Below are 23,712 nucleotides of genomic sequence, written 5' to 3'. Positions count from 1 at the left end.
CGACAGCGCGCGCGCGCTGTCGGCCGAGGCGACCATCAGCATTCGCCCCGAGTACATCGAGCTGGTGGAGCAGGGCGGCTACGTCGATGGGGAAGTCATCGAGCAGATCTACGCCGGCTCCGAGACCCGCCTGCTGGTGAAGCTTGGCAGCGGCACCGTGATGACCGTGCGCCAGGCCGCCGGCAGCCGCGCGCGCCACGTCGGCGCGACCGTCTCGCTGCAATGGCGCGAGAGCCATTCGCGCCTGCTCGAAAAATGAAAGTCGTCTCAAAGGGGAGTGTCTTGATCCATCCTGCTCGTCAACTATCTGGGGCCTGAAATGAACAAGAAATTGAATAGTCGCCGCGAATTCATCAAGACCGCCGCCGTCACGGGCGCCGTCGCCGCCGCCCCCATGCTGTGGCTGCCGCGTGCCTCCGCCGCCGAAGCCCTGACCGTCGCCGACAACGGCGGCGCGCTTGGCCCGGCCATGCGCAAGGCCTTCTACGACCCGTTCGAGAAGGAAACCGGCATCCGCGTCATCAACGTCGCCCACGAATCCGATCCCGTGACGCAGTTCAAGCTGGTGGTCGACTCCGGCTCCGGCATCTGGGACGTGGCGATGGTCACCCCCGACAACGTGCTGCGCCTGACCAGCGCCAAGAACTACGTCGCGCCGCTCGACAATGCGCCCGGCGACGGCAAGAACATCCTGCCCGGCATGCTCACCGCGAACTGGTTCGGCTTCTCGGTCTACGGCGTCGTCATGGGCTACCGCAGTGACAGGTTCCCCAAGGGCGGTCCGCAGAGCTGGCGCGATTTCTGGGACACCGCGCACTTTCCCGGACGCCGCGGCCTCTTCCGCTCGCCCAGCGGCACCCTCGAGCTGGCCCTGCTGGCCGATGGCGTGGCGCCCCAGGACCTCTATCCGCTCGACATCGACCGCGCGATGAAGTCCCTCAGCAAGATCCGCAAGTCGGTGTCGGTGTGGTGGTCCAACGGCGCGCAGAACACCCAGCTGCTGCAAAGCGGCGAGGTCGATCTCTCGGACACCTGGAACTCGCGCGCGCTGGCCGCCATCGCCTCGGGCGCCCCGGTGAAGATCGTCTGGCAGGGCACCTACAACGTCGACGGCTGGTCGATCGTGGCCGGCACCAAGAAGCTCAAGCAGGCACAACAGTTCGTGCGTTTCTGCATGCGCGCGGACCGCCTCGCCGAATACGGCACCCTGTCCGGCAACGGCCCCACCAATACCGAATCGATCAAGCTGATCGACCAGAAGCGCGCCGAGCTGCTTACCACCTATCCCAAGAACCTCGAGGGACTGCGCCGTCGCGACACCGCCTGGTGGGGCAAGAACTACGACATCGCCAACGAGCGGTTCCAGGAGTGGCTGATCCAGGGTTGATCCGGGCCCGACCCTGGCGGTCCGGCGAACAAGCAAGGCAGATTCGAAGGAGTGGTAACGTGAACGATCGACAAATACATCTGGGCCTGTTGACGCATCCTACCGGTGCGCATCCGGCCTCCTGGCTCAAATCCAGCGCGCCGCGCGACGCGGCCACCAACATCGATTACTACCGGCGGATCGCCGCCACGGCCGAGCAGGGGCTGTTCGACCTCTTCTTCATCGCGGACACGCCCGCTGCCCGCACCGAGAAGCTGCATATCCATTGCCGCAACCCGGAGTTCATGAACCGCTTCGAGCCGATCACGCTGCTGTCGGCCCTGGCCGGCTCGACGCAGCACATCGGCCTGGGCGCCACCGCCTCGACCAGCTTCTACGAGCCCTACAACATCGCCCGCCTGTTTGCTTCGCTGGACCACATCTCGCACGGCCGCGCGGGCTGGAACGTGGTGACGTCGGCCAACGACTATGCGGCGCGCAACTACGGGCTGGACAAGCTGCCGCCGCACGACGACCGCTACGTGCGGGCGCGCGAGTTCTACAAGGTGGTCGAAAGCCTGTGGGATACCTGGGAAGACGATGCCTTCGTCCAGGACAAGGAACAATGCATCAACTTCGATCCCGACAAGTTCCACATCACCGACCATTCCGGGAAATATTTCAAGGTCTACGGCGGCCTCAACATCCGCCGCACGCCGCAGGGGCGTCCGGTGATCATCCAGGCCGGTTCGTCGGAGGTGGGCAAGCAGTTCGCCGCCGAGACCGCCGAAGTCGTGTTCGCCTCGGACCCGACCCTGCCCCAGGCCAGGAAATTCTATGCCGACCTGAAGGGGCGCCTGCCGCAGTTCGGGCGCAGCGCCGATTCCCTGAAGATCCTGGCCGGACTCTCGGTGGTGGTGGGCGAGAGCCAGGCGGAAGCCGAAGACAAGTACCAGGAACTGCAGCGCATGATCCATCCGGACGTGGGCCGCATGCGCCTGGGCGCGGATCTCGAGGCCGACCTGACCAGCCTGCCGCTGGATGAGCCGGTGCCGGTGGAGATGATTCCGCAGAAGTCCAACTTCCACCAGGCTTATTTCAATCAGATCGCCGGCATGATCCGCGAGCAGAAGCTGACGCTGCGCCAGCTCTATTCCAGCTATGAACGTGGCAAGGTGACTCTGTGCGGCACCGCCGCGCAAGTGACCGACCACATGATGGAGTGGATGGAAAGCGGGGCGGCGGACGGCTTCATGCTGAGCTTCCACGTACTGCCCGACGACCTGCACAACTTCGTGGGCATGGTGGTGCCCGAGATGCAGCGCCGCGGCGTCTATCGCAAGGCCTACAGCGGCGCCACGCTGCGCGAGCACCTGGGGCTGGCGCGTCCCGTCAACCGGCATGTCGATGCCGTTACCGCATAAGGTGCAGCCTTGTCCATTGCCGAGCATCCGGGGCAACGCATGAAAGTGCCGACCGACGTAGTCCTCGACCGCACCGCCGCCCGCGCCAGACCCTGGCGTCCGGGGCCGTTGTGGCTGGCCCTGCCGGGCGGCCTGTTCCTGGCGATCTTCCTGCTGTTGCCGTCGTTCCGGATCTTTCCGCTGAGCCTGTTCGACAGCCAGGGGGCACTGTCGTTTGCCGCCTTTGCCCGTTTCTTCGGCCCCAGTGTCTACCGGCAGGTCCTGCTCAACACCTTTGCCACGGCCGTCGAGACCACCGCCATCTGCCTGCTGATCGGCTACCCGGTGGCGTACTGGCTGTCCAACCTGTCCAGGCGCTCGCAGCAGATCCTGTCGCTGTTCGTGCTGCTGTCGTTCTGGAGCAGCACGCTGGTGAAGAACTTTTCCTGGCTGATCCTGCTGGGGCGGGGCGGCTTCGTCGAGCGCATGGCGCAGGCCGCGGGCCTGGACTGGTCGCAGTTCCTGTTCAACCGCAACGTGGTGGTGTTCGCGATGTCGCACACCTTGCTGCCGCTGGCCGTGGTGACCATGCTGCCGGTGATGAACCAGATCGACCGCCGCCTGACCATGGCCGCGTCGACCCTCGGCGCCGATCGCGCCAATGTGTTCTGGCGCATCTTCTTCACGCAGTCGATCCGCGGCGTGGCCGCGGCCGGGCTGCTGGTGTTCATCAGCGCGCTCGGCTTCTTCGTCACTCCGTCCTTCCTGGGCAGCCCCAAGGAAATGATGCTGGGCCAGTTGATCATCGTGCAGATCAACGAGCTGCAGAACTGGCAGATGGGCAGCGCGCTGGCGGTGGTGCTCGTCATCACCGCGCTGGTGAGTTGCGTGGTCTACGACCTGGTGTTCGGCCTGTCGTCGCTGGCCGGCAGCGACAGCAAGCAATCCAGCTCGCGGCATCGCCACCTGCGCAGGTTCGGGCTGGGCCTGGTCTATGCGCTGGGCCGCGCGTCGGGCTGGATCGTGTCCGCCTACGACCGCCACGTCGCCCGCATGGTGAAGATTCCGCTGCTCCCGGTGTTTTCCTGCGTGGTGATTGCCATCCTGCTGCTCCCCATCCTGGCCATCGTGCCGATGTCGTTCACGGATGGCCAGTTCCTGACCTTCCCGCCGCAGGGCCTGAGCCTGAAGTGGTACGAGGTCTATCTTGAGTCGCCGCTCTGGATCAATGCCACGCTGCGATCCTTCGGCATCGGCTTCCTGGTGGCGATCGCGACCTGCATTCTGGGTTCGCTGGCGGCGCTGGGCATGGCGCGCTCCAGCGGCCGGGTGGCCGGCGGCATCTTCTTCCTGTTCCTGCTGCCGATGATCGTGCCGTCGATCGTGATCGCGATGGCGCTGTTCTACCTGTGCGCCCAGATCTCGCTGGTGGCGACCAATACCGGCATCGCCATCGGCCATATCGTCATCGCCATGCCGATGGTGTTCGTGATCCTGCTGACGACCTTCAAGGGGCACGACTGGTCCATCGATCAGGCGGCGGCCACGCTGGGCGCCAACCGCTTCCAGGTATTCATGCGCATCACGCTGCCTTCGGTGAAGAACGGCCTGGCGGCGGCCTTCGTGATCGGCTTCCTGACCTCCTTCGAAGAACTGACGATTGCCCTCTTCATGGGTGGCGGCGTCAAGTCGACCCTGCCCAAGCAGCTGTGGGACGACATCCTCCTGCAAGCCAATCCCACGCTCGCGGCGGCATCGTCGATCGTGCTGTTCGTGGTCGTGATGCTGTTCGCGGTGCTGCAACTGGTGCGGCCGCGGGCGCGGGCTGCTTGATCTGGTGCTCCCCCGACATGAGACGCACTGCAACCGGCAAGCAACAACAATGAACGAACATCAACTCCGCATCGACCTGGCCGCGTGCTTTCGGCTCTTTGCCCGCCTGGGCATGCATGAGGCCGTAGCCAACCATTTCAGCGCGGCCGTCTCGCCGGACGGCAAGCGCTTCCTGATGAACCGCAAGTGGCAGCATTTCTCGACCATCCGCGCCAGCGACCTGCTGCTGCTGGATGCCGACAGCCCGCCGCAGACTGCCGCCGCCGGCGCCGTCGACCCGACCGCGTGGGCAATCCACGGCCAGTTGCATCGCCGCGCCCCGCATATCCGGGTGGCCCTGCATCTGCACCCGGTCTATGCCACCGCCATCTCGACCCTGGAAGACCCCGCCATCAAGCCCATCGAGCAGAACACGGCGCGCTACTTCAACCGGGTGGCCGTCGACGGCAACTTCGGCGGCATGGCCGATACCGAAGACGAAGGGGCACGGCTGATCGCGCAGCTGCAGGGAAAGTCGCGCCTGATGATGGGCAACCACGGCGTGCTGGTGACGGCGGCCAGCATCGGCGAAGCCTTCGACGACATGTACACGCTGGAGCGCGCCTGCCAGATCCTGGCCATCGCCTACGCCACCTGCCAGCCCCTGAAGGTGCTGTCGGACGAGGTGGCTGAAAAGACCGCGCAAGACTGGGAGGGCATCCGCGATTTCTCGGTGGCCCACTTCGAAGAGATGAAACGCATCCTGGATCGCGAGGACCCATCCTATGCTCACTGAAACGACAAGCCACGCGCCCGCGCACAGGGCCGCCGCCACGCAGCAGGAGTTCCGCAACGCGATGGCGCGGATCGCCGCCACCGTGCACATCGTCACCACCGACGGGGAACACGGCTACGCGGGCTTCTCCGCCTCCGCGGTATGCAGCATCACCGATACCCCGCCGACGGTGCTGGTGTGCCTCAACCGCGGCTCGTCGGCCTATGCGACCACGGTGGGCAACGGCATCGTCTGCATCAACACCCTGGCCGCCGACCAGCAGGAGATGTCGGCCGCCTTCGCCGGAAAGACGCCCATGCCCGAGCGCTTCTCGCATGGAAGCTGGACCCGCTGCGAAGGGTATGCGCCGGCGCTGGACGGCGCGGCAATGTCCCTGCACTGCAAGATCATCGGCAGCTCCACCGTGGGTACGCACGATGTCCTGCTATGCGAGGTGCTGCACATCGACGACCGCGATATCGAGACCTGTCTGCTGTACTACCAGCGCCGATATCACGCGCTCTCGAGCTGAGGACTGGCCATACCGGCGCGGCGGCCCGAGACCGCCATGCATCCTGCCCATCCACCGCAAGCAACCAACGCATGACCGCACTCGTTTTCACCGACAAGGCCGCGCTGCACTATGCACCGGCCATCAGCCGGATTGCCCCGGAGCTGGACATCTGCACCCTGGACGACCCCGCGTCGGCACGCGCGGAAGTGGCCATCAGCTGGGCGCCGCCGGCCGAGAGCTATGCGCGGCTGCCGGGCCTGCGACTGATCCACAGCATCGGTGCCGGCGCCGATCGCATCATCTCGTCGGCGTCGAACCTGCAGGTCCCGATCTGCCGCATCGTCGATGCAAGCCAGGCGCGGAGCATGGCGCAGTACGTGGTCTGGGGGGTGCTGAACCGCCATCGCGGGTTCGACGGCATCCGCGCCAATCAGCGCGCCATCCAGTGGCAGCGCGTGCCCGGGCAGAGCGCCCCCGGCACGGTGGTGGGGATCATGGGCATGGGCCTGATGGGAAAGACCGTGGCGACACTGCTGCTGCAGCTCGGCTTCACGGTGCGCGGCTGGTCGCGCCGGGGCACCGAGATGGCAGGCGTGCAAGGCTACGCGGAGGGGCAGCTGGACGAATTCCTGGCGGGCACCCAGATCCTGGTCTGTCTGCTGCCACTGACGCCGGCCACGCGGCAGATACTGTCGCGCGATCTGTTCGCCCGGCTGGCCGAGGACGCCTACGTGATCCACGTCGGCCGCGGCGACCAGCTGCATGTGGGCGACCTGCTGGCGGCGGTGGACGGCGGCCGGCTCGGCGGCGCCTTGCTGGATGTGTTCCCGGTCGAGCCGTTGCCGGCCGATGACGGCTTGTGGCGGCATGAAAAGATCATCGTCACGCCGCATGTCGCCGCGATATCGGATGCCGGCGTGGTGGCCACGCAGATAGTGGACAACGTACGACGCCTGTCCGATGGCCAGCCCTTGCAACACCAGGTGCAGCATGCGCTGGGATATTGATCGCGCGCACGCGGCCGCGGCCATCCCGCGCGGCGGTCAGTCGATGCGCATCTTGCGGATGTGGCTTTCGCAGAATGCCGCCAGCCTGGTGACGATCTTGCGCGGCTTCATCGCCTGCGACTGGGCAATGCCGAGCGTGGTCGCCTTGACCTCTTCCTTGAAGCGCTTGACGACGAATTCATCACCGCCCACGGTGCGTGTCGACTTGAGCGGGAAGTTGAGAATGCTGAAGCCGAGTCCGCAGGCCACCATGCCGCGCACGACTTCAGGCTGGGACGAGCGAAAGGCAGTGACCGGACGCCGGCCCAGGGTGTCGAAGAGGGAAGAGAAATACTCGCGGCTATGCGGCAAGTCGAGCATCACATAGGGTTCATCGAGCAAGGACGCCAGCGACACCTTGCGCGCGTTGGCGAAGCGATGGGTCCTGGGCAGGATGGCGTAGGGCGGCAGCGAGACCAGCGGCGTGAAATGGATGTCGTCGTCGATATCGAGGCTGTAGGTCAGGGCAATGTCGATGGAACCATCGCGAAGGCCGCTCAACAGCGTGTCCTGATGGGCCTCGGTGGTCTGGATGGAGATCGACGGGTTCTCCGCCACGAAGCGGCTGATGATGCCGGGCATGAGCGGCGGCGCCAGCGACACCATGCAGCCCAGCGCGATCGAGCCGGTCATGCCTTCGTCCAGTTCGGCGGCCGCCAGTTGCAGTTCTTCGGCGTTCTTGAGCAGGTTGCGCGCGTTGCCCAGCAGATCCCGCCCCGACTGCGTCAGCGACAGGCCGCTGGCGTGATGGCGAATGAAGAGCTGGACGCCGATCGCCGCCTCGAGCTCGGCCAGCGCGGTCGAGATGGAGGGTTGGGAGATGTGCAGGCGCCTGGCCGCGCCCGTGAAGGAGAGTTCCTCGGCGGCCACCACGAAGTAGCGTAGCTGGCGCAGCGAATAGCGAAGTGGATTCATCTCGATGACGGATCTGGTTGGAGAACTGGAACGGAACAGACGGTTGACCGGTCTTGAATAGCTTTTTTGGATTCAGATCGAATATTACATAGATTTCTGATCTACCCACGAATTTGCCCCGAGCGGGGGGCACAGGCGGTTCCACGTCCCGTACCGGGACATCTGATGCTCATGAAATGCGTCATTTATCAAAGGAGGCAGCGATGTCTGCGCAAACAGAGTCAATCGATACGCTGATCATCGGCGCCGGCCAGGCAGGTATCGCCATGAGCGAGCATCTCACGCGGCTCAAGGTCCCGCACGTGATACTCGAGCGGGATCGTATCGCCGAGCGGTGGCGCAGCAGGCGCTGGGATTCGCTGGTCGCCAATGGCCCGGCCTGGCACGACCGCTTCCCCAACCTCGAATTCGACAACGTGGACCCGGACGGCTTTGCCGCCAAGGAACAGGTGGCCGACTACTTCGAGCGATACGCGCGGCAGTTCGGCGCGCCCGTGCGCACCGGCGTCGAGGTCCTGGGCGTCGAGCGCCGCGACGGACAACCGGGTTTCGTGGTCGATACGAGCGCCGGGCGTTTTCATGCGCTCCGCGTCGTGGTGGCCACGGGCGCGTTCCAGCGCCCGGTGATCCCCGCCATCGCGCCCGTGGATGCGGGCCTGACGCAATTGCATTCGGCGTACTACAAGAATCCCGCGCAGCTGCCCGCCGGGGCGGTATTGGTGGTCGGCGCCGGTTCGTCGGGGGTACAGATCGCCGACGAACTGCATCGCTCGGGACGCGAGGTCTATCTCTCGGTCGGCGCGCATGACCGTCCGCCGCGCACCTATCGCGGCCGCGACTTTTGCTGGTGGCTGGGCGTGCTCGGCGAGTGGGACAAGGAAATCGCGGTGCCCGGCCGCGAACACGTGACCATTGCCGTCAGCGGCGCCTATGGCGGCCAGGCCATCGATTTTCGCCGGCTCGCGCACGGCGGCATGAAACTGGTCGGGCTGACCAAGGCCTTCGACAACGGCGTGGCCAGCTTCGAAGGCGACCTCGCCGCCAACCTTGCGCGTGGCGACCAGAGCCTGATGGCCATGCTGGACGCCGCCGACGCCTATGCGGCGCGCAACGGCCTGGACCTGCCGGAGGATCCGCAGGCACGCTACATCCCGCCCGACCCGGATTGCGTGCGCAACCCCATCGCCAGCCTGGACCTGGCCCAGGCCGGCGTGAAGACCATCATCTGGGCCACCGGCTATGCGGTCGACTACGACTGGCTGAAGGTGGATGCCTTCAACGAGCAAGGCAAGCCGCAACACCAGCGCGGCGTATCCAGCGAGCCCGGCGTCTATTTCCTGGGCCTGCCGTGGCTGTCCCGGCGCGGCTCATCCTTCATCTGGGGCGTGTGGCACGACGCCAAGCACGTCGGCGATCACATCGCCAACCAGCGCAAGTACCTCGCCTACGACGTCGCCCTGCGCGCCAGGGCGGCGCCGCGCCCGCGCGAGGTCGCCAGCACCACCATCGCCCCAGAGGCGCCATTGCAAACCACCTTCGCAGGAGCGAAATGATGCCGACGCACCATCGCATACGCATGTTCAACACCAAGGACACCTATCCCAATCAGGCGCTTGACAATGACCTGTGCCAGGCGGTGCGGGCCGGCAATACCGTCTATGTCCGCGGGCAGATCGGCACCGATTTCGACGGCAATCTGGTCGGGCTGGGCGATCCGCGCGCGCAGGCCGAGCAGGCGATGAAGAATGTGAAGCAGCTGCTCGAGGAAGCCGGCAGCGACCTGAGCCACATCGTCAAGACCACCACCTACATCACCGACCCGCGCTATCGCGAGCCGGTCTACCAGGAAGTGGGGAAGTGGCTCAAGGGCGTGTTCCCGATCTCGACGGGCCTGTGCATCAGCGCCCTCGGCCAGCCGCAGTGGCTGATGGAGATCGACGTGATTGCCGTCATTCCCGAGAACTGGACGGCGACGCCGGCGCAAGGAGCCTGACATGACCTTTTCCATCGTCGGCCGCTGCCCGCAGACCGGGCAACTCGGTATCGCCATCAGCTCTTCGAGCATCTCCGTCGGCGCGCGCTGCCCCTGGGTACGCGCGGGCGTCGGCGCGGTGGCCACACAGAACGTCACGCTGCCCGCGCTGGGCCCGGAGATCCTGGACCTGCTGGCAACCGGCAAGTTGCCGCCGGCGCAGGCGCTGGACCAGGCGCTGGCCGCCCGTGAGTGGAGCGAGTACCGCCAGGTCGCCGTCATCGACCAGCAGGGAAGGACGGCGTTCTTCACCGGCAAGGAAGCACTGGGGCTGAGCCATGCCGTTGCCGGCCAGCAATGCCTCGCCGCCGGCAACATGCTGGCGGACCGGCGGGTGGCCGACGTCATGGTGGCGGCCTTTGAGCAATCCGAGGGCGCCTTGGCCGACCGCCTGCTGCACGCCATGCACGCCGCCGTGAAGGCCGGCGGCGAAGCCGGACCGGTCCATTCGGCCGCGCTCAAGATCGCCGGCACGCAAACCTGGGCGCTGGTGGACCTGCGCGTGGACTGGACCGATGACGATCCAGTCACCGTGCTGGACGCGCTGTGGCGGAGGTATCAGCCGCAGATGCAGGACTATGTGACGCGGGCGCTCAATCCGCTCGCCGCGCCCAGTTACGGCGTGCCGGGCGATGAGTGAGGCGGTGCCGGCGGTGCGCGCCTCGATGGTATCGAGGCGGCTCACGTCGGCCTTTGCCGTGGGCACCGGCAGCTCCGCGGCACCGAAGCGAAAGACTTCATAACCGGCGAGCTTGAGTTGGATGCCGGCACCCGCAGTGCCGGCATCCTTCAGCCCTGCGGCCAGGGGCGCCGACAGATTGCGAAGTTGGTGTCGTACATGGCCGCTCGAATCAAGCCCGCAGCGCCATGGCGCGCAGCAGCGCGTCGATCTGCCCGAATGCGTCCTGCTGCCATTGTTCGGCAGTGCGATCACCCAGCGCGTGCGTGTCTTCGACAAAGCGCCTGACACAGGTGGGGCCATGTCCTTCGACGGTGTCGAATTTTTCCGCGATGTGCATGAAGCCGCGCTCGCCGCTGGCATGACCCAGCAATGGACGACATTCCTGCGCCAGCACCGCGATGCCGCCGGGATAGTTCCGCACGCAGTAGTAGATGTCGTAGGCATCCTTCTGCTTGTAGCGGCCCGCCAGCGCGTGGCCCTTCATCGCCAGCAAAGCGGGGATCGAGCACACCGCGATTTCCACGCGGTTGGTCCCGCCGTCTGGCATCGGACCTGCCACGGCCACCAGCTGGTAGAACCGCATCGCCAGGTCGGCGCCGTCGGCCCGCTGCACGGCAAAGTCGCTGATCAACGGGGGATCGTTCCTGACGATCTCGGCGTCGCGCGGCATCAGGAAATCGACCACGACGTCGATCGCTTGTCCGCCATCTCGCGCGGGAACCCGGCGCACCAGCTGGAAGCGTCGAAGCCCCTCGCGCTGGGCATAGCCGTGGCGTTGAAGGGCGCCGACCAAGGTGACGTACTCGCCGTCGCCGAGCGCTTCCGCATCCAGTCCGACGTCCACGTCGAGCGTGCCGACATGAGGCATATCCTCGTTGGCGAGCAGCAGCCAGGGAACCGCGCCGCCGATGATGGCGAACCTGCCCTTGAAACTGCCAAGGATCTGACCGATCTCGATCAGCACCGACTTCACGGCCGCCGTCGTCCGGTCGTCATATTCAGCGGCCGACTGTGGTTCCTGGGGTGTCATTCGTGCCATGAGAGCCTTTCCTGGCGCAGGTGTTCCGCAGCCTCGGCACCGCGTTCTCCGGCAATGGAGAGATCGAGGTAGGTTTGGACCGGACTGGTGCAGACTGCGCCCGGCGCAGGCTCAACCGTGTCCGCTAGCAGTCCCGCGTCCTTCGGCACGGTGACGACCACGTTCTCGCCCTTCAGGGCTGGCGCGAGCTTCAGCGCTGCCCGCAGCTTCCCCAGACCTTCCTCGTCGGCGAAAAAATAATGCATGCCGGTCCGGCCGTAAGGGGCGAGCCATTGCGCCGCCGAGAAGGACGCGAATGCTGCATGTCCCGCGCCGCCTTCGGTGCGCAGTGCGTCGCGGGCCGCGTCTTCGAGCGAGCTGCCATGCAATGGCGTGTAGAACCGCAGCCGCTCGCCTGCCGGCGCGGCGTAGCTGTCTCGCCACGCGTCAAGCAGTGCGCCGGGCTCGGCAAGGACAAGGCCATCGTTCGAGGCGCGTGCCCATTCCCGGTCGATCAGGGCGGCGCGCACATTGCTGACATGTCCCAGGCTGACCCCGGAGATTTCCGACAGCTCCGTGACGCGCCACGCGCGGCCCGGTTCGCGCAGCATGACGCGCAGCACCTGCGCCGACTTTGGCCGGAACAGCGACTTGAGTTCGCGCTGTTCGGCAACTGGTTTGTCGGTCACCATGCGCTCGATGAACACACCGCCGAAGGCAATGCGAGCGTTTCCCTCCAGATCGAGATACCCGACTTCCTTCTCCTTGCACATCTGCCGCACCGCGGGAGATATATAGGGTGCCATGAAGACCGGTGTTGCCTCCGGAGCGCTTTGCGATACGTAGTTGCGCAGCTCCAGCAGCGCAGAACGGGCGTAGCGTGGCTGGCCGTTCGGCTTGTATTCGCAGACGAGCAGGTGCCGCCGTCCGGCCACGAGCAGCCGGGCGATCAGGTCCGGCCTCCAATCGGCCGAGACGGCTTCCGCCTCGATGTCTTCGATCCGCAGGATCGGGACGTGCTCCAGCAGCCGCCGCAACGCGTCACCAGCACGAGCTTCCGCCTGTTTCATTGAATTGGCCTTTTTCAGCATCCGCTGAAAGTACCATGTTTCCTGAAGGCTTACTCGGATTTCACGCATCACGCCGCCTTCAGCCTCGGTGAAGGGCCGCCTGACATTGAAATTGGCCAAGAAACCGCTGGCGCACTTTCGGCGGCCCATCTTGATGCCGTCAGCGGCGCTTTCGAATTCCTGGAGCCTTGGTGCCGACGCCGGAGGTGCCTCGACATCGCTCGTCTCAGCTTCGGGCAGGGTGGCTGGCGGTCAGACTGACCGGCGCGGCCTCGCCCCCCTCCCCCCGTTTCGGGCGGAGCCGGCGCGCGGTCATTGGCACAATCGTCGGCATATGGTTGCGGCCGAACGTCAGCTGAAGCCATCGGCCGCTATTGCCGCGTGAGCATCAGGTTCAGGTTCTGCACCGCTGCGCCGGATGCGCCTTTGCCAAGATTGTCGAAAACCGCGGACAGCAGGACGTGCCCGTGTTCCATGTTGGGAAATACGCTCAGGCGCATGTCGTTGGTGCCGTTCAGCGCCTGCGGATCCAGGTGCTTCAGGGCGCGCGATTCGTGCAGCGGCGTGACACTTACGTGGGCCGCCTCGGCATAGTGGCGTGCGAGGCATGCGTGCAACGCGGCGCCATCCACGTCGGGTGCCAGCAGCCGCAGCGCCAGGGGGACCGTCAGCACGATGCCCTGGCGGAACGCCCCAATCGCGGGGACGAAGATGGGACGCTGCGCGAGCCCGGCGTGCTGCTGGATCTCCGGGGTGTGCTTGTGCGCGAGTTCCAGGCCATATACCTGGTATGAAGGCGCGTTGACGGCCCCCGGTCCCTCATATTCCTCCACGCCGGCACGCCCGCCTCCGGAGTAGCCGGACACCGCATGAATGCTGACGGGGTAGTTGCCCGGTATGAGCCCGGCCTGCAACAGGGGGCGCAGCAAGCCGATGGCGCCGGTCGGATAGCAACCGGGATTGGTGACCCGACGCGCGTTCGCAATGCGCTCGGCCTGTCCCGGCGCCATTTCCGGAAATCCGTATGTCCAGTCCGGCCGCGTGCGGTGGGCGGAACTGGCGTCGATGACTCTGACGGCGGGATTGACAATGGCGTCCACCGCCTCGCGCGCGGCGGCATCGGGCAAGCAGAGGATGGCGATGTCGCAGGCGTTGATGGCTTCCGCGCGGCGCCGCGGATCTTTGCGCTCCGCGGCGGCAAGCGTGGACAGCCGGAGGTCGGTCCGGTTGCGCAGCCGTTCGTGGATTTGCAGCCCGGTGGTGCCTTGGTCGCCGTCGATGAAAACAACAGGAGAGCGCATACGGGGAATACTCCGGTGACTGTGGGTTGTGACAAGGAGAACGAGCCCCTATGTTCTCCGGACCGCTAGAATAGGGAAAGTTGAATTTGATAACGTTAATATTCAGTTTTCCTGAATCTGGATGCCGACATGCGAGAGATCAGCCTGGACCGTCTGCGCACGCTGGTCGCCATTGCCGACCGTGGCTCATTTGCCGATGCGGCGCGTGCATTGCACCTGGCGCCGCCCACGGTCAGCCTCCACATCGCCGAACTCGAAGACCGCATTGGGGCGCCGCTCCTGTCACGGAAGCGCGGTCATGTCAGGCCGTCGGCGATTGGCGAGGTGCTGGTGGAGCGCGCGCGCCGGCTGCTGGCCGATGCGGAGCAGGCGTTGGACGATATTCAACGCCAGGTGCAGGGGCTCGAAGGGCGCGTGCGGCTCGGCGCGTCGACCGGCGTGATCGCGCACCTCTTGCCGCAGGCGCTCGAAGCGCTGCGCCAGCACCATCCCGCCATCGACATTCAGATTGCGGTGCTCACTTCGCATGAAACGCTGTCCCGACTGGCGGATGGAACGCTGGATGTCGGGCTGGTCGCACTGCCTCAGCCCCCGGTGGCCGGACTCGTGATAAAGCCCTGGCGCCGCGACCCCGTGATGGCCTTTGTGCCGGCGCACTGGCGGTGCCCGGCCCGCGTCACGCCGGAATGGCTCGCCGCCCAGCCTCTCATTCTCAATGACGCGACCACGCGCCTCTCGCGTCTGACCGCGGAATGGTTCGCGGCCGGAGGGCAGCATCCCGCGCCGCGCATTCAGCTCAACTACAACGACGCGATCAAGAGCCTGGTGGCGGCAGGCTATGGCGCGGCGCTGTTGCCCCATGAGGCCACCACGCCATTGCTCGACGGGCGCATTGTCATGCGTCCGCTGCGCCCGGCGTTGTGGCGCCGGCTCGGTATCGCGCATCGTGCCGGGTACGTTGAGCGTTCCACGCAGCACGTACTCGATGTGTTGTGGGATCTGCGATTGACGTAGGCGTTGCCGTTTGCCGTTTGCCATTGGCTGTTTACTGTTTGCCGCTTCGGTTCGTTCCATCCATGAAATCGCGTGGGGCGGAGCAGGCGGCAGGCGGCCGCGAGGCTGTTCTGCGACGAAGGGATTCGCGCAACCGTCATCGAGCGGCAGTCGCCACCGCGGGCGTCGTCACGCCGGCGTGCCGCGACTCGTTTCAGGGCCGGCCGGGCGAGAGAAGTCCCGCCGAAGGTCGCGCACGGCACGCGGATGGTGGGAACGAAGTCCGCGCTACGTCGGAATACCGAGTGCCGCGACCAGCGTCGTCCGCCGCACGCGCGGCAGCAGCATCCGGATAAAGTCGAAGGCGAACGGCTTGAGCAAATGATCCCGTCGAACCATGACCATAGCCGTCGAGGCGGGGAAAATATGCCCGGCTTCGATGCAGCGCAGCCTCGGATCCGGGTCGTCTTCCATCGCCATCTTGTTCAGCGCGGCGATGCCGACGCCTTGCGCCACGTAGGCCTTCATCACGTCCACGTCCATGGCGCGCATCACGATGCGGGGCTGTAGCCCGTGCATCTGGAACGCACGCTGCACCACGGCGCCGGACGTGAATTTCTCGTCGTGCACAATCCACGGCCAGTCGGCCAGATCCCTGATCTTGATCTCGCCCAGTGCCAGCAGCGGGTGCCCCTGCGGCACGACGAGGCAGCGCTCCATCTCGTAGGCGCGAAGCGAAAGGATATCGGGTGCGGCGTTCGACGGCATGGTGCTCAGGCCGATGTCGATGCTGCCGTCGCGCACGCCGGCGTGGATTTCGGGCGGCGTGCCGACCGAGTACTCCAGCTGGACGTGAGGGTAGGTGCGCAGGAAGCGCCCGGTGACGGGCAGCAGCCGGTAGCGCGCATGAACATGCGTGGTGCCCAGGCGGATCGTGCCGCGCGCCTGCCCGCCTTGCCCGTTGTCGCGCAGGCCGCGCAACGCCTGCGAGTCCTGCAGGATGCGGCCCGCAAGCGAATAGGCCTCGCGTCCGGCATCGGTCAGCCCCACCAGCCGATTGCCGCGCCTCGCGAAGACCACGATGCCCAGTTCGTCTTCGAGCGCGCGCACCATCTTGCTCACGCCTGGCTGGGTGGTGAAGAGCGCCTCGGCCGTGCGCGAAACGCTGAAGCCGTTGGCCACGATCTGGCGGATGCAGTGAAGTTGCTGGAAGGTCATCGACATGGCGGCACGGGGAGTCTCGGCGCAATGGCCATATTATGCAATGCAGGCAATGATTGATGCCAATTAATTCATTTGACGGCATGAACTGACGGGACGCACATTAGCGGCAACATAACTCCGTTCCATGTGCCTCCATGTCAGCACCGTCCGCACCTTCTGCACCATCCGCACCTTCCGGCCACGCCAGCGCCGCCTACGCCGTCAAGGACGTCAACGAAGCCTTCCGCGGTGGTGCGCGGGTTCCGGCATTCCTCGGCCAGATCAACCAGGCCTCCCTCGTCATGCTCACCGAGCGCGACGTCATCGGCGCGCAGGATGCCCGCGCGATTGCGCAGGCCATCCTGGCCCTTGAGAACGAAGCGCCAGCCGCACACCCCTCGGGCGACTATCTCGACTACGAGCGCCGGCTGGCCGAGCTGGCCGGCCCGTCGGCGTCGCTGGTGCATGCCGGCCGCAGCCGGCAGGACATTGCCTCCACGCTCTCGCGCATGAACCTGCGGGCCGACCTGCTCGATGCGCACGCGGGCCTGGGCGACATGCGGCGCGGGCTGCTGAAGTTGGCGGGGGACCACGTGCGCACGGTCATTCCTGCCTACACGCACGGCGTGCAGGCCCAACCCACGACGCTGGCGCACTACCTGCTGGCCGTCGCCGCCGCGCTGGGCCGGCAGCAACAGCGGCTGGAGCAGGCCTATGCGCGCATCAACCTCAGTCCGCTGGGCGCGGCCGCCCTGGCGGCATCGAGCTTCCCTGTCGACCGCGAACGCCTGGCCAGCCTGCTGGGCTTTGGCGGCATCGTGCGCAACACCTACGACGCGAACCATCTTGCCTCGGTGGACAGCAGCCTGGAACTGGCATCCGTGCTTGCCAGCTGCGCCGTGCAGATCAGCCAGTTTGCGCAGGACCTGCATTCGCAGTACCTCACGCCTCATCCCTGGCTCACGATGCGCGGGGGCGAACTCATGGGCATCAGCAGCCTGATGCCGCAGAAGCGCAATCCGGCCGCCCTGGAGCAGTTGCGGGCGCAGAGCAGCCTGCTGCTCTGCGAGATGCAGGGGCCGTTCCTCGTCGCCCACAACGTGCGGACCGGCATGTTCGACTACCGCGCCTACGACCCGCTGTCCTCCAAGCGCTTCGTGGAGCTGTTCGCGCTTTTCACGCGGATCGTCGACAGCCTCGTGGTCGACGCGCAGCAGGCCCGCCGCGAGGTGGATGCGGACTATTCCACGGTCACGGAGATTGCCGACGTGCTCATGCAGCAGGCCCGCGTGCCTTTCCGCCTCGGCCACCATTTCGCCTCGCTCCTGACCGATTTCGGCCGCGAACGGCGGCTGCGCCTGGCGGAGATCTCCTACGAACAGGCCTGCGCGCTTTACCGCGAACAGGCCGGCGCGGAACTCCCGATCGACGCCGTGCAGTACAACCAGTGCGTGGATGCCGAGCAGATGATCCTGCGGCGCCGTGGCGCGGGCGGACCCCAGCCAGACGAGGCGATGCGCATGCTGGACGAGGAGCGCGCGGCAGCCGAAGCCGCCGGCGTCTGGAACGCGCAGGCCCGGCAGGCTCTCGCCCGGGCCGGCGACGCGCTTCTTGCGCTCACGCGCGCGCGGGCCGGCTGAGCGGCGCCGCTTATCCGGAATCGGAACAATCCAACCAAATAAAACGAAAGGAGACCATGCCAATCCTCAACCTTCGTCCCCTGCGCCGCGCCGCGGTCGCCGTGGCGGCGCTTGTGCTCAGCGCCGCCGCGCACGCGGAGTACCCCGACCACCCCATTCGCCTCGTCCTCCCGTACGCTTCGGGCGGCGGCGCCGACACCGTCGGCCGGCCGATGGCCGTTGCCCTGTCCAAGCAGCTCGGCGCCACGGTCATCGTCGACAACCGGGGCGGAGCGAGCGGCGGCATCGCCATGTCCCTGGTGGCCCACGCCAAGCCGGACGGCTATACGCTGGCGTTGGCCCTGACAGCCCAGGCGGCCATCAACCCGGGACTCGTCAAGCGGCTCTCCTATGATCCCGTCAAGGACTTCGAGCCGATCTCGCTGCTGGCGCAGGCGCCGTACTTTCTGGCCGTCTCGCCGAGCCTCGGCGTCAAGACGCTGCCCGAGTTCATTGCGCTGGTGCGCAAGAATCCCGGCAAGTTCTCCTACGGTTCCTCCGGCACCGGCAGCGGCCTGCACCTGTCGATGGAACTGCTCAAGTCGATGGCCGGGCTGGACATGGAGCACATCCCCTACCAGGGCGCCTCGCCGGCCTATACCGACCTGATGGGTGGGCGCCTGCAAGCCGTGTTCGCCGGCTTCGGCAGCGGCGGCAGTTTCCTGCAGGCAGGCAAGATGGTGGCGCTGGGCGTCACCACCGCCCAGCGCTCTCCCGCGCATCCCGAAGTTCCGACGATCGCCGAGGCCGGCGTGCCGGGGTACCAGTCCTATGTCTGGTACGCCTTGCTGGCGCCCAAGGGCACGCCCCAGCCCATTCTCGACAAGTTGCAGCGCGCCGCCGTCGCGGCGCTGAAGGATCCCGAGGTGCAGAAGCTGTTCATGGTCGACGGCGTGCAGCCGATCGGCTCCTCGCCGCAGGAGCTGTCGGCCTTCATGCGCAAGGAGACGGTCAAGTGGCGGGAAGTCATCCAGCGCGCCGGCATCGAACCGGAATGAGCGCTCGACCTGAATGCCGGGCGAGGCGAAGCGCCGCGTTCCATTCGCGCGCCTCGCATTCCGTCCCGGGCTTCAGGCATTGAAGGCATTGAAGGCGTTGCGGGCAACCCGGGCAACCCGGGCCCATAAGCATTCAAGGCATCGACGCGCGCGGCGCGTCATCCATCCACCTGCCGGCGAGCAGGCTTTTTTCGAACGAAACCAGGAGTACGAATTCATGCACCTTTCAGCCAGCGAGAAGATCGCCGCCTTCGCGGTCGGCTTCGACGCCTCGGCGATTTCCGCCGAGGCCCGCGCCGCCGCCGCACGCGCGCTCTACGACACCATCGCCGTCGCAGTGGGCGGCGCGCATGAGCCCGCGTCCGCGCGGGTGCTGGACTATGCGCGCGGCCAGGGCACCAACGCCGCGCGCATGGCCACGGTCTGGGCCACCGGCGAGCGCCTGCCCGTCGAGATGGCCGCGCTGGTCAATGGCACGATGGGCCACGTGCTCGATTTCGACGACGTCAGCTCCCCGCTGCGCGGTCATCCGAGCGTTGCGATGTTTCCCGCGGTGGTGGCCCTGGGGGAGGGGCTCGGCAGCGCCGGTCGCGCGGTGCTCGACGCCTGCGTGGTGGGCCTGGAGGTGACGGTCCGCATCGCGCGCGCCATCGTGGACGACCAGTACGCCAAGGGTTGGCACTCCACCGTCTCGATCGCCGCCTTCGGCACGACCGCCGCCTGCGCGCGCCTGTTGGGGCTCGACCAGCAGCGCACGATTCATGCGCTGGGCATCCTCGTGTCGCAGATCGCGGGAACCCGGGAGAACTTCGGCACGATGGGCAAGGCCTTCCAGGCAGGACAGGCGAATGCGATCGCGCTCCGGTCCGTCCTGCTGGCCGACGCGGGTCTGGATGCATCGCCCGCGGCGCTGGACGGCAAGCAGGGCTACGCGGTGCTCTATGCCGACGGCCAGGATCTGCACGCGGAGCTCGACCGCCTGGGCGAGCTGCCGTTGGAGATCGAACGTTCGGGGCTCGACATCAAGAAGTATCCGCTGTGCTATGCCACCCACCGGGCGATTCAGGGCATGCTCGACATCCGGCGCGAAACGCCGTTCACGCTCGACGACGTGGAGCGCGTGGACGTGAAGACGAACTACCGCGCCACGGTGCCACTCATCCACGACCGCCCGCGCACGGGTCTCGAAGCCAAGTTCAGCATGCAGTACGCCATGGCGGCGGCCATTTGCGATGGCGCGGTAAATCTGGCGAGCTTTCGCGACGAGCCGGTTCTGCGGCCCGAGATCCAGGCCTTCTTCGACCGGGTGCACCTGAGCCAGGGCGAACCGCCGACCTTCCCGCGCTGGGCCGAAGTCGCCGTTCACCTGCGCGACGGCCGCCGGCTGGCGATTCGCGTGGAGGCCCTTCGCGGCAGTGCGCAGCTGCCGCTTACCGATGACGAACTGATCGAGAAGGCGACGGATTGCTTCGTCTACGGCCGCAAGGCGCCTGGCGATGCCGGGCGGCTCGGTCAGGCCTGCTTTCACCTGGAAAGGCTGCCGCTGCAGGCCGTGCTGGACTCGCTGCGCGGCTGGGGCCGCCGCGCATCCCCGATGGAGAGCCTCGCGGCGCCTCATGCGCCGCGATAGTCACCTGTCCGGCGCCGGCCAGTTACCTACGTAGAGATCTCTACAACATTGAAGCGCAAGCGATGGCCCGCTAAGCTGGGTGCATGACTGCGCTTCAATTTCCCTCCCAATGGGTGCTGCTGGTTGCCAGCCTGCCCACTTCGGCCGCCACGGCCCGCATGCGCCTCTGGCGCGGCATCAAGGCGCTTGGCGCGGCCGCGCTGCGCGACGGGGCCTATCTGCTGCCCGATCTGGCCGGCGTGCGCGAGCCGTTGCAGGCGCTTGCGTCGGACGCGGCCGGCGAGGATGGCAAGGTCTGGACGCTCTCCGTTCAGGCCACCGACACGCGGCAGGATGCCGAATATCGCGCGCTGTTCGACCGCACCCCCGAATACGCGGACTGGATGGCCGAGCTCTCTGGCGCGCGCGCAACACTGGCCGACACGGACGAAGCGGCACTGCTGCGCATGGCTCGCCGGTACGGCCGCGGATTCGACGCGATCCGCAGGATCGACTTCTTCCCGAACGAGGCCTCGGTCCGCGCCGAAGCGCGGTGGCGCGATTTCAACGCGGCCATCGACATCGTGCTGTCGCCGGGCGAGCCACAGGGCAGGGCGGGCAGCATCCCGAGACGCGACCCCGCCCAATACCAGGGGCGATGCTGGGCAACCCGACGGCACCTCTGGGTGGACCGCGTTGCCTGTGCCTGGCTGATCCGGCGCTTCATCGATCCCCACGCCACCTTCCTCTGGCTGGAAGACGTTCGCCAGTGCCCGGAGGCGGCGCTGGCGTTCGATTTCGACGGCGCGACATTCGCGCATGTCGGCGACCGGGTTTCGTTCGAGGTGTTGCTCGCCAGCTTCGGGCTGGACGAGGACAAAGGACTGGCACGCCTCGGCCAGATGGTTCACGTGCTGGACATCGGCGGCACGCCGGTTGCGGAAGCGAGCGGTTTCGAAGCGATGGTGGCGGGCGCGCGCGAGCGCCTGCCCGACGACGACGCGCTGCTGACGGAGGCCGGTCATGTCCTCGACTCGCTCTACACGCACTTTTCCAGCGCTCGCAAGCGCTAGCCCGTTGCTTGTTCCCCGTTCCTCGTTCCCGGATTGCCGGGCTTCTTTCCACTCAGGACAGGACCGGACTGGCAGCCTGTCCGCTGCCGCATCATCGAGCCACAGGAGATCATCATGATCCATGAGAACGCCATGACAACCGAGGCCGCCGACCAGTGAATCGCACCATGCTCTCCGGCCTCGTGCTGCCGTCCGGTGCCGACGCAAGCGTCATGCCGCTTCTTGCCGGGCGGGCGCTGCGTGGCTTCTGCGACGGCTTCGTGGCGGTGCTGTTGCCGGCGTACCTGCTGGCCCTCGGCTTCGACCAGCTCGCCGTCGGGCTGATCAGCAGCGTCACGCTGATCGGCTCCGCGGCTGCCACCATTCTGGTCGGACTCATCGGGAACCGCTTTGCGCAACGTCGCCTGCTGATCGGGGCGGCAGTCATGATGGCCGCAACCGGGGCGGCCTTTGCGGGCCTGTCGTCGCTCTGGCCGCTGTTGATCGTTGCCTTCGTCGGCACGCTGAACCCGAGCTCGGGCGATGTCAGCGTGTTCCTGCCGCTGGAGCAGGCACGGCTGGCGGAATCCGCGAAACCCGAGGCGCGCACGGCATTGTTTGCGCGCTACGGCCTTGCGGGCTCGCTGTCCGCCGCATTCGGGGCGCTGGCCGCGGCCGTGCCGGGCTGGCTCGCCAGGCATGCCGGCCTGTCGTTCCTGGACGGCATGCGCCTGATGTTCGTCGTCTACGCCCTGACCGGCATTGCGCTCTGGGCGCTCTACGCGAGGCTGCCCGCACCCCATCCGCACTCGACGTCGACGGCCGCGCCGCTGGGGCCGTCGCGTCGGATCGTCATCCGGCTCGCGATGCTGTTCAGCGTGGATGCGTTTGCGAGCGGCCTGGTCGTCAATGCCTTGCTGTCGCTCTGGCTGATGCAGCGTTTCGGGATGTCGCCCGGCGCGGCGGGCCAGTTCTTCTTCTGGGCCGGATTGCTGACCACGGCGTCACAGCTCGCCGCCGTTCCGCTGGCCCGAAAGATCGGGTTGTTGAACACGATGGTGTTTACGCACATTCCATCCAGCGCGTTCCTGATCGCCGCCGCGTTTGCGCCGTCGTTGCCGCTGGCGTTGCTGTTGCTGCTGGCGCGCAGCGCGCTGTCTCAAATGGATGTGCCAACGCGCACCGCCTTTGTGATGGCGGTGGTCACCCCCGCCGAGCGGGCAGCGGCGGCAAGCCTGACCGCGGTGCCGCGCAGCCTCGCCGCCGCGATCAGCCCGGTGCTTGCCGGCGGACTCATGGCAATGGGCTGGGCCGGCGCCCCGTTGCTGGCCTGCGGCGTATTGAAGATCGGCTATGACCTGGCCATCCTGGCCGCGTTCCGGCGCGTCAGGCCGCTGAACTGAGCGGACGCCGGGGTGGAGTTTTCCTCGGTATTGCAATCGCGCGGGGTACGTTGCGCGTTTCACGCAACACGTACTCGATGTGTTGCGGGATCCGCGACCGACACAGGCATGGCCATGCGCGCCGCTTGCAGGCCACCCTACGATTGCCTGAACCGCCGTCGATAGGCGGACGGCGTGAGCCCCACCACCCGCTGGAACCTTGCGCGGAACGTGACCGGGGAATCGAAACCCGATGCCGAAGCCACCTGATCGACCGAGGCTTCGCTGGTCTCCAGAAGCTCCTGCGCGCGGCGAACCCGTTGTGTGATCAGCCACTGAATGGGCGTGGTCCCCGTCTGGTCGCGAAACCGGCGCGCAAGGGTCCTCGGTGTCATCCTGGCTTTTGCCGCAAGCGCCGTCACGTCGATCGGCTTGTGGAGATTTTTCAGCATCCAATCGAAGAGGGGGGAAAGGCTTGTCGCCGTATCGGCAACGGGCTGCCGGATAAACGGCGCCTGTCCGCCGTCCCTGTGAAGCGGCGCCACCGCGAGCCGTGCCGCCTGCACCGCGGCGGCCTGTCCATAGTCGCGCCCGACCAGGTGCAGGCACATGTCGAGACCGGCCGAGCTGCCCGCGGACGTGACGATGTCCCCCTCGTCGACAAACAGAACGCCGGTGTCCACCTCCAGCGCGGGGTAGCGGCGCGAGAGCTCGTCCGCGGCCGCCCAATGGGTCGTCACGCGATGGCCGTCCAGCAGTCCCGCTTCGGCAAGCACAAAGGCGCCGGTGCAGATCGAAGCCAGTTGCGCGCCGCTTTCGCGCGCGGCCTTCAGCGTTCGGCAGGCGCCGGCGGAAACCCGCC

General features: G+C 66.7%; 22 protein-coding genes. 16 read left to right on the top strand and 6 right to left on the bottom strand.

From position 1 onward, the window contains the following. From K206_RS0125535 to K206_RS0125505, 7 genes are all read left to right on the top strand, one after another. Positions 1-259: TOBE domain-containing protein (locus tag K206_RS0125535; protein ID WP_029044082.1), on the top strand; the 259-nt coding region annotated here is incomplete at its 5' end. Positions 260-319: 60 nt separating this feature from the next. Next, on the top strand, positions 320-1,387 hold the full coding sequence (locus tag K206_RS0125530) for an ABC transporter substrate-binding protein (protein ID WP_029044081.1): 1,068 nt from the start codon (positions 320-322) through the stop codon (positions 1,385-1,387). 59 nt (positions 1,388-1,446) lie between these two features. Continuing rightward, complete coding sequence (locus tag K206_RS0125525; RefSeq protein WP_155888217.1) at positions 1,447-2,790, top strand: LLM class flavin-dependent oxidoreductase; 1,344 nt, start codon at positions 1,447-1,449, stop codon at positions 2,788-2,790. Positions 2,791-2,829: 39 nt separating this feature from the next. Beyond that, the gene (locus K206_RS0125520; RefSeq protein ID WP_043367086.1) at positions 2,830-4,602 is read left to right on the top strand and encodes an ABC transporter permease subunit; all 1,773 of its coding nucleotides are present in this window, start codon (positions 2,830-2,832) and stop codon (positions 4,600-4,602) included. 49 nt (positions 4,603-4,651) lie between these two features. After that, complete coding sequence (locus K206_RS0125515) at positions 4,652-5,377, top strand: class II aldolase and adducin N-terminal domain-containing protein (protein WP_020205218.1); 726 nt, start codon at positions 4,652-4,654, stop codon at positions 5,375-5,377. Continuing rightward, positions 5,367-5,888 carry a flavin reductase gene (locus K206_RS0125510; RefSeq protein WP_020423900.1) on the top strand — a complete coding sequence of 174 codons (522 nt, stop codon included), beginning with the start codon at positions 5,367-5,369 and terminating at the stop codon, positions 5,886-5,888. The genes K206_RS0125515 and K206_RS0125510 overlap by 11 nt, the downstream gene beginning before the upstream one ends. Positions 5,889-5,959: 71 nt before the next feature. Beyond that, positions 5,960-6,877, top strand: coding sequence for a glyoxylate/hydroxypyruvate reductase A (locus K206_RS0125505; protein WP_020205216.1), 918 nt, complete (start codon positions 5,960-5,962; stop codon positions 6,875-6,877). A 36-nt stretch (positions 6,878-6,913) separates the two neighbouring features. On the opposite strand, the gene K206_RS0125500 is transcribed toward K206_RS0125505, so the two are convergent. Beyond that, complete coding sequence (locus K206_RS0125500) at positions 6,914-7,831, bottom strand: LysR substrate-binding domain-containing protein (protein ID WP_020205215.1); 918 nt, start codon at positions 7,829-7,831, stop codon at positions 6,914-6,916. Positions 7,832-8,034: 203 nt separating this feature from the next. Here K206_RS0125500 and K206_RS0125495 point away from each other — a divergent pair, with 203 nt between their 5' ends. From K206_RS0125495 to K206_RS0125485, 3 genes are read left to right on the top strand one after another with little or no spacing between them, the layout of a single operon-like run. Further along, positions 8,035-9,384: an NAD(P)/FAD-dependent oxidoreductase gene (locus tag K206_RS0125495; RefSeq protein WP_020205214.1), complete on the top strand. Its 1,350-nt coding sequence runs from the start codon at positions 8,035-8,037 to the stop codon at positions 9,382-9,384. Then, entirely contained in the window at positions 9,384-9,824 is a 441-nt protein-coding gene (locus tag K206_RS0125490; protein WP_029044077.1) for a RidA family protein, read from the top strand. Before K206_RS0125495 ends, K206_RS0125490 begins: the two co-directional genes overlap by 1 nt. 1 nt (position 9,825) lies before the next feature. After that, positions 9,826-10,503, top strand: a complete 678-nt coding sequence (locus tag K206_RS0125485) for a DUF1028 domain-containing protein (RefSeq protein WP_020205212.1) — start codon at positions 9,826-9,828, stop codon at positions 10,501-10,503. Positions 10,504-10,714: 211 nt separating this feature from the next. Here K206_RS0125485 and K206_RS0125480 read toward each other — a convergent pair whose 3' ends face one another. From K206_RS0125480 to argC, 3 genes are all read right to left on the bottom strand, one after another. After that, entirely contained in the window at positions 10,715-11,584 is an 870-nt protein-coding gene (locus tag K206_RS0125480; RefSeq protein WP_029044076.1) for a hypothetical protein, read from the bottom strand. Next, a complete protein-coding gene (locus tag K206_RS0125475) occupies positions 11,572-12,654 on the bottom strand; it encodes a hypothetical protein (RefSeq protein ID WP_020423899.1) in 1,083 nt (360 codons plus the stop codon). The genes K206_RS0125480 and K206_RS0125475 overlap by 13 nt, the downstream gene beginning before the upstream one ends. A 350-nt stretch (positions 12,655-13,004) precedes the next feature. After that, on the bottom strand, positions 13,005-13,934 hold the full coding sequence (argC, locus tag K206_RS0125470; protein ID WP_020205209.1) for an N-acetyl-gamma-glutamyl-phosphate reductase: 930 nt from the start codon (positions 13,932-13,934) through the stop codon (positions 13,005-13,007). A 129-nt stretch (positions 13,935-14,063) separates the two neighbouring features. Between argC and K206_RS0125465 the strand changes: the two genes are divergently transcribed. Continuing rightward, positions 14,064-14,948 (top strand): LysR family transcriptional regulator, encoded by an 885-nt coding sequence (locus K206_RS0125465; protein ID WP_020205208.1) that lies wholly within the window; start codon positions 14,064-14,066, stop codon positions 14,946-14,948. Positions 14,949-15,215: 267 nt separating this feature from the next. Here K206_RS0125465 and K206_RS39270 read toward each other — a convergent pair whose 3' ends face one another. Continuing rightward, positions 15,216-16,151 (bottom strand): LysR substrate-binding domain-containing protein, encoded by a 936-nt coding sequence (locus K206_RS39270; protein ID WP_020205207.1) that lies wholly within the window; start codon positions 16,149-16,151, stop codon positions 15,216-15,218. Positions 16,152-16,285: 134 nt separating this feature from the next. Here K206_RS39270 and K206_RS39265 point away from each other — a divergent pair, with 134 nt between their 5' ends. The 5 genes from K206_RS39265 to K206_RS0125435 all read left to right on the top strand — a co-directional run bounded on the left by K206_RS39265 (position 16,286) and on the right by K206_RS0125435 (position 22,871). Next, positions 16,286-17,770, top strand: a complete 1,485-nt coding sequence (locus tag K206_RS39265; RefSeq protein WP_063826877.1) for a lyase family protein — start codon at positions 16,286-16,288, stop codon at positions 17,768-17,770. Between the two features lie 56 nt (positions 17,771-17,826). Next, entirely contained in the window at positions 17,827-18,807 is a 981-nt protein-coding gene (locus K206_RS0125450; protein WP_020205205.1) for a tripartite tricarboxylate transporter substrate binding protein, read from the top strand. A gap of 217 nt (positions 18,808-19,024) precedes the next feature. Next, a complete protein-coding gene (locus tag K206_RS0125445; protein ID WP_020205204.1) occupies positions 19,025-20,437 on the top strand; it encodes an MmgE/PrpD family protein in 1,413 nt (470 codons plus the stop codon). 83 nt (positions 20,438-20,520) lie between these two features. Further along, the gene (locus K206_RS0125440) at positions 20,521-21,489 is read left to right on the top strand and encodes a chromate resistance protein ChrB domain-containing protein (protein WP_029044075.1); all 969 of its coding nucleotides are present in this window, start codon (positions 20,521-20,523) and stop codon (positions 21,487-21,489) included. Between the two features lie 167 nt (positions 21,490-21,656). Continuing rightward, positions 21,657-22,871, top strand: coding sequence for an MFS transporter (locus K206_RS0125435; RefSeq protein ID WP_043367087.1), 1,215 nt, complete (start codon positions 21,657-21,659; stop codon positions 22,869-22,871). A gap of 137 nt (positions 22,872-23,008) precedes the next feature. Here the strand turns inward: K206_RS0125435 and K206_RS0125430 are convergent. Next, positions 23,009-23,712, bottom strand: a 704-nt coding sequence (locus tag K206_RS0125430; RefSeq protein ID WP_020205201.1) for a helix-turn-helix domain-containing protein, incomplete at its 5' end; no start/stop codon positions are given.

The sequence above is a fragment of the Cupriavidus sp. WS genome (assembly GCF_000395345.1).
GTDB lineage: Bacteria > Pseudomonadota > Gammaproteobacteria > Burkholderiales > Burkholderiaceae > Cupriavidus > Cupriavidus basilensis_B.
This window is presented reverse-complemented; position numbering and strand designations above follow the sequence as displayed.

Coding starts and splice junctions, on each gene's coding strand:
- K206_RS0125530 (WP_029044081.1), top strand. CDS start 320: ATGAACAAGAAATTGAATAGTCGCCGCGAATTCATCAAGACCGCCGCC.
- K206_RS0125520 (WP_043367086.1), top strand. CDS start 2,830: ATGAAAGTGCCGACCGACGTAGTCCTCGACCGCACCGCCGCCCGCGCC.
- K206_RS0125515 (WP_020205218.1), top strand. CDS start 4,652: ATGAACGAACATCAACTCCGCATCGACCTGGCCGCGTGCTTTCGGCTC.
- K206_RS0125510 (WP_020423900.1), top strand. CDS start 5,367: ATGCTCACTGAAACGACAAGCCACGCGCCCGCGCACAGGGCCGCCGCC.
- K206_RS0125505 (WP_020205216.1), top strand. CDS start 5,960: ATGACCGCACTCGTTTTCACCGACAAGGCCGCGCTGCACTATGCACCG.
- K206_RS0125500 (WP_020205215.1), bottom strand. CDS start 7,831: ATGAATCCACTTCGCTATTCGCTGCGCCAGCTACGCTACTTCGTGGTG.
- K206_RS0125495 (WP_020205214.1), top strand. CDS start 8,035: ATGTCTGCGCAAACAGAGTCAATCGATACGCTGATCATCGGCGCCGGC.
- K206_RS0125490 (WP_029044077.1), top strand. CDS start 9,384: ATGCCGACGCACCATCGCATACGCATGTTCAACACCAAGGACACCTAT.
- K206_RS0125485 (WP_020205212.1), top strand. CDS start 9,826: ATGACCTTTTCCATCGTCGGCCGCTGCCCGCAGACCGGGCAACTCGGT.
- K206_RS0125480 (WP_029044076.1), bottom strand. CDS start 11,584: ATGGCACGAATGACACCCCAGGAACCACAGTCGGCCGCTGAATATGAC.
- K206_RS0125475 (WP_020423899.1), bottom strand. CDS start 12,654: ATGCTGAAAAAGGCCAATTCAATGAAACAGGCGGAAGCTCGTGCTGGT.
- argC (WP_020205209.1), bottom strand. CDS start 13,934: ATGCGCTCTCCTGTTGTTTTCATCGACGGCGACCAAGGCACCACCGGG.
- K206_RS0125465 (WP_020205208.1), top strand. CDS start 14,064: ATGCGAGAGATCAGCCTGGACCGTCTGCGCACGCTGGTCGCCATTGCC.
- K206_RS39270 (WP_020205207.1), bottom strand. CDS start 16,151: ATGTCGATGACCTTCCAGCAACTTCACTGCATCCGCCAGATCGTGGCC.
- K206_RS39265 (WP_063826877.1), top strand. CDS start 16,286: ATGTCAGCACCGTCCGCACCTTCTGCACCATCCGCACCTTCCGGCCAC.
- K206_RS0125450 (WP_020205205.1), top strand. CDS start 17,827: ATGCCAATCCTCAACCTTCGTCCCCTGCGCCGCGCCGCGGTCGCCGTG.
- K206_RS0125445 (WP_020205204.1), top strand. CDS start 19,025: ATGCACCTTTCAGCCAGCGAGAAGATCGCCGCCTTCGCGGTCGGCTTC.
- K206_RS0125440 (WP_029044075.1), top strand. CDS start 20,521: ATGACTGCGCTTCAATTTCCCTCCCAATGGGTGCTGCTGGTTGCCAGC.
- K206_RS0125435 (WP_043367087.1), top strand. CDS start 21,657: ATGCTCTCCGGCCTCGTGCTGCCGTCCGGTGCCGACGCAAGCGTCATG.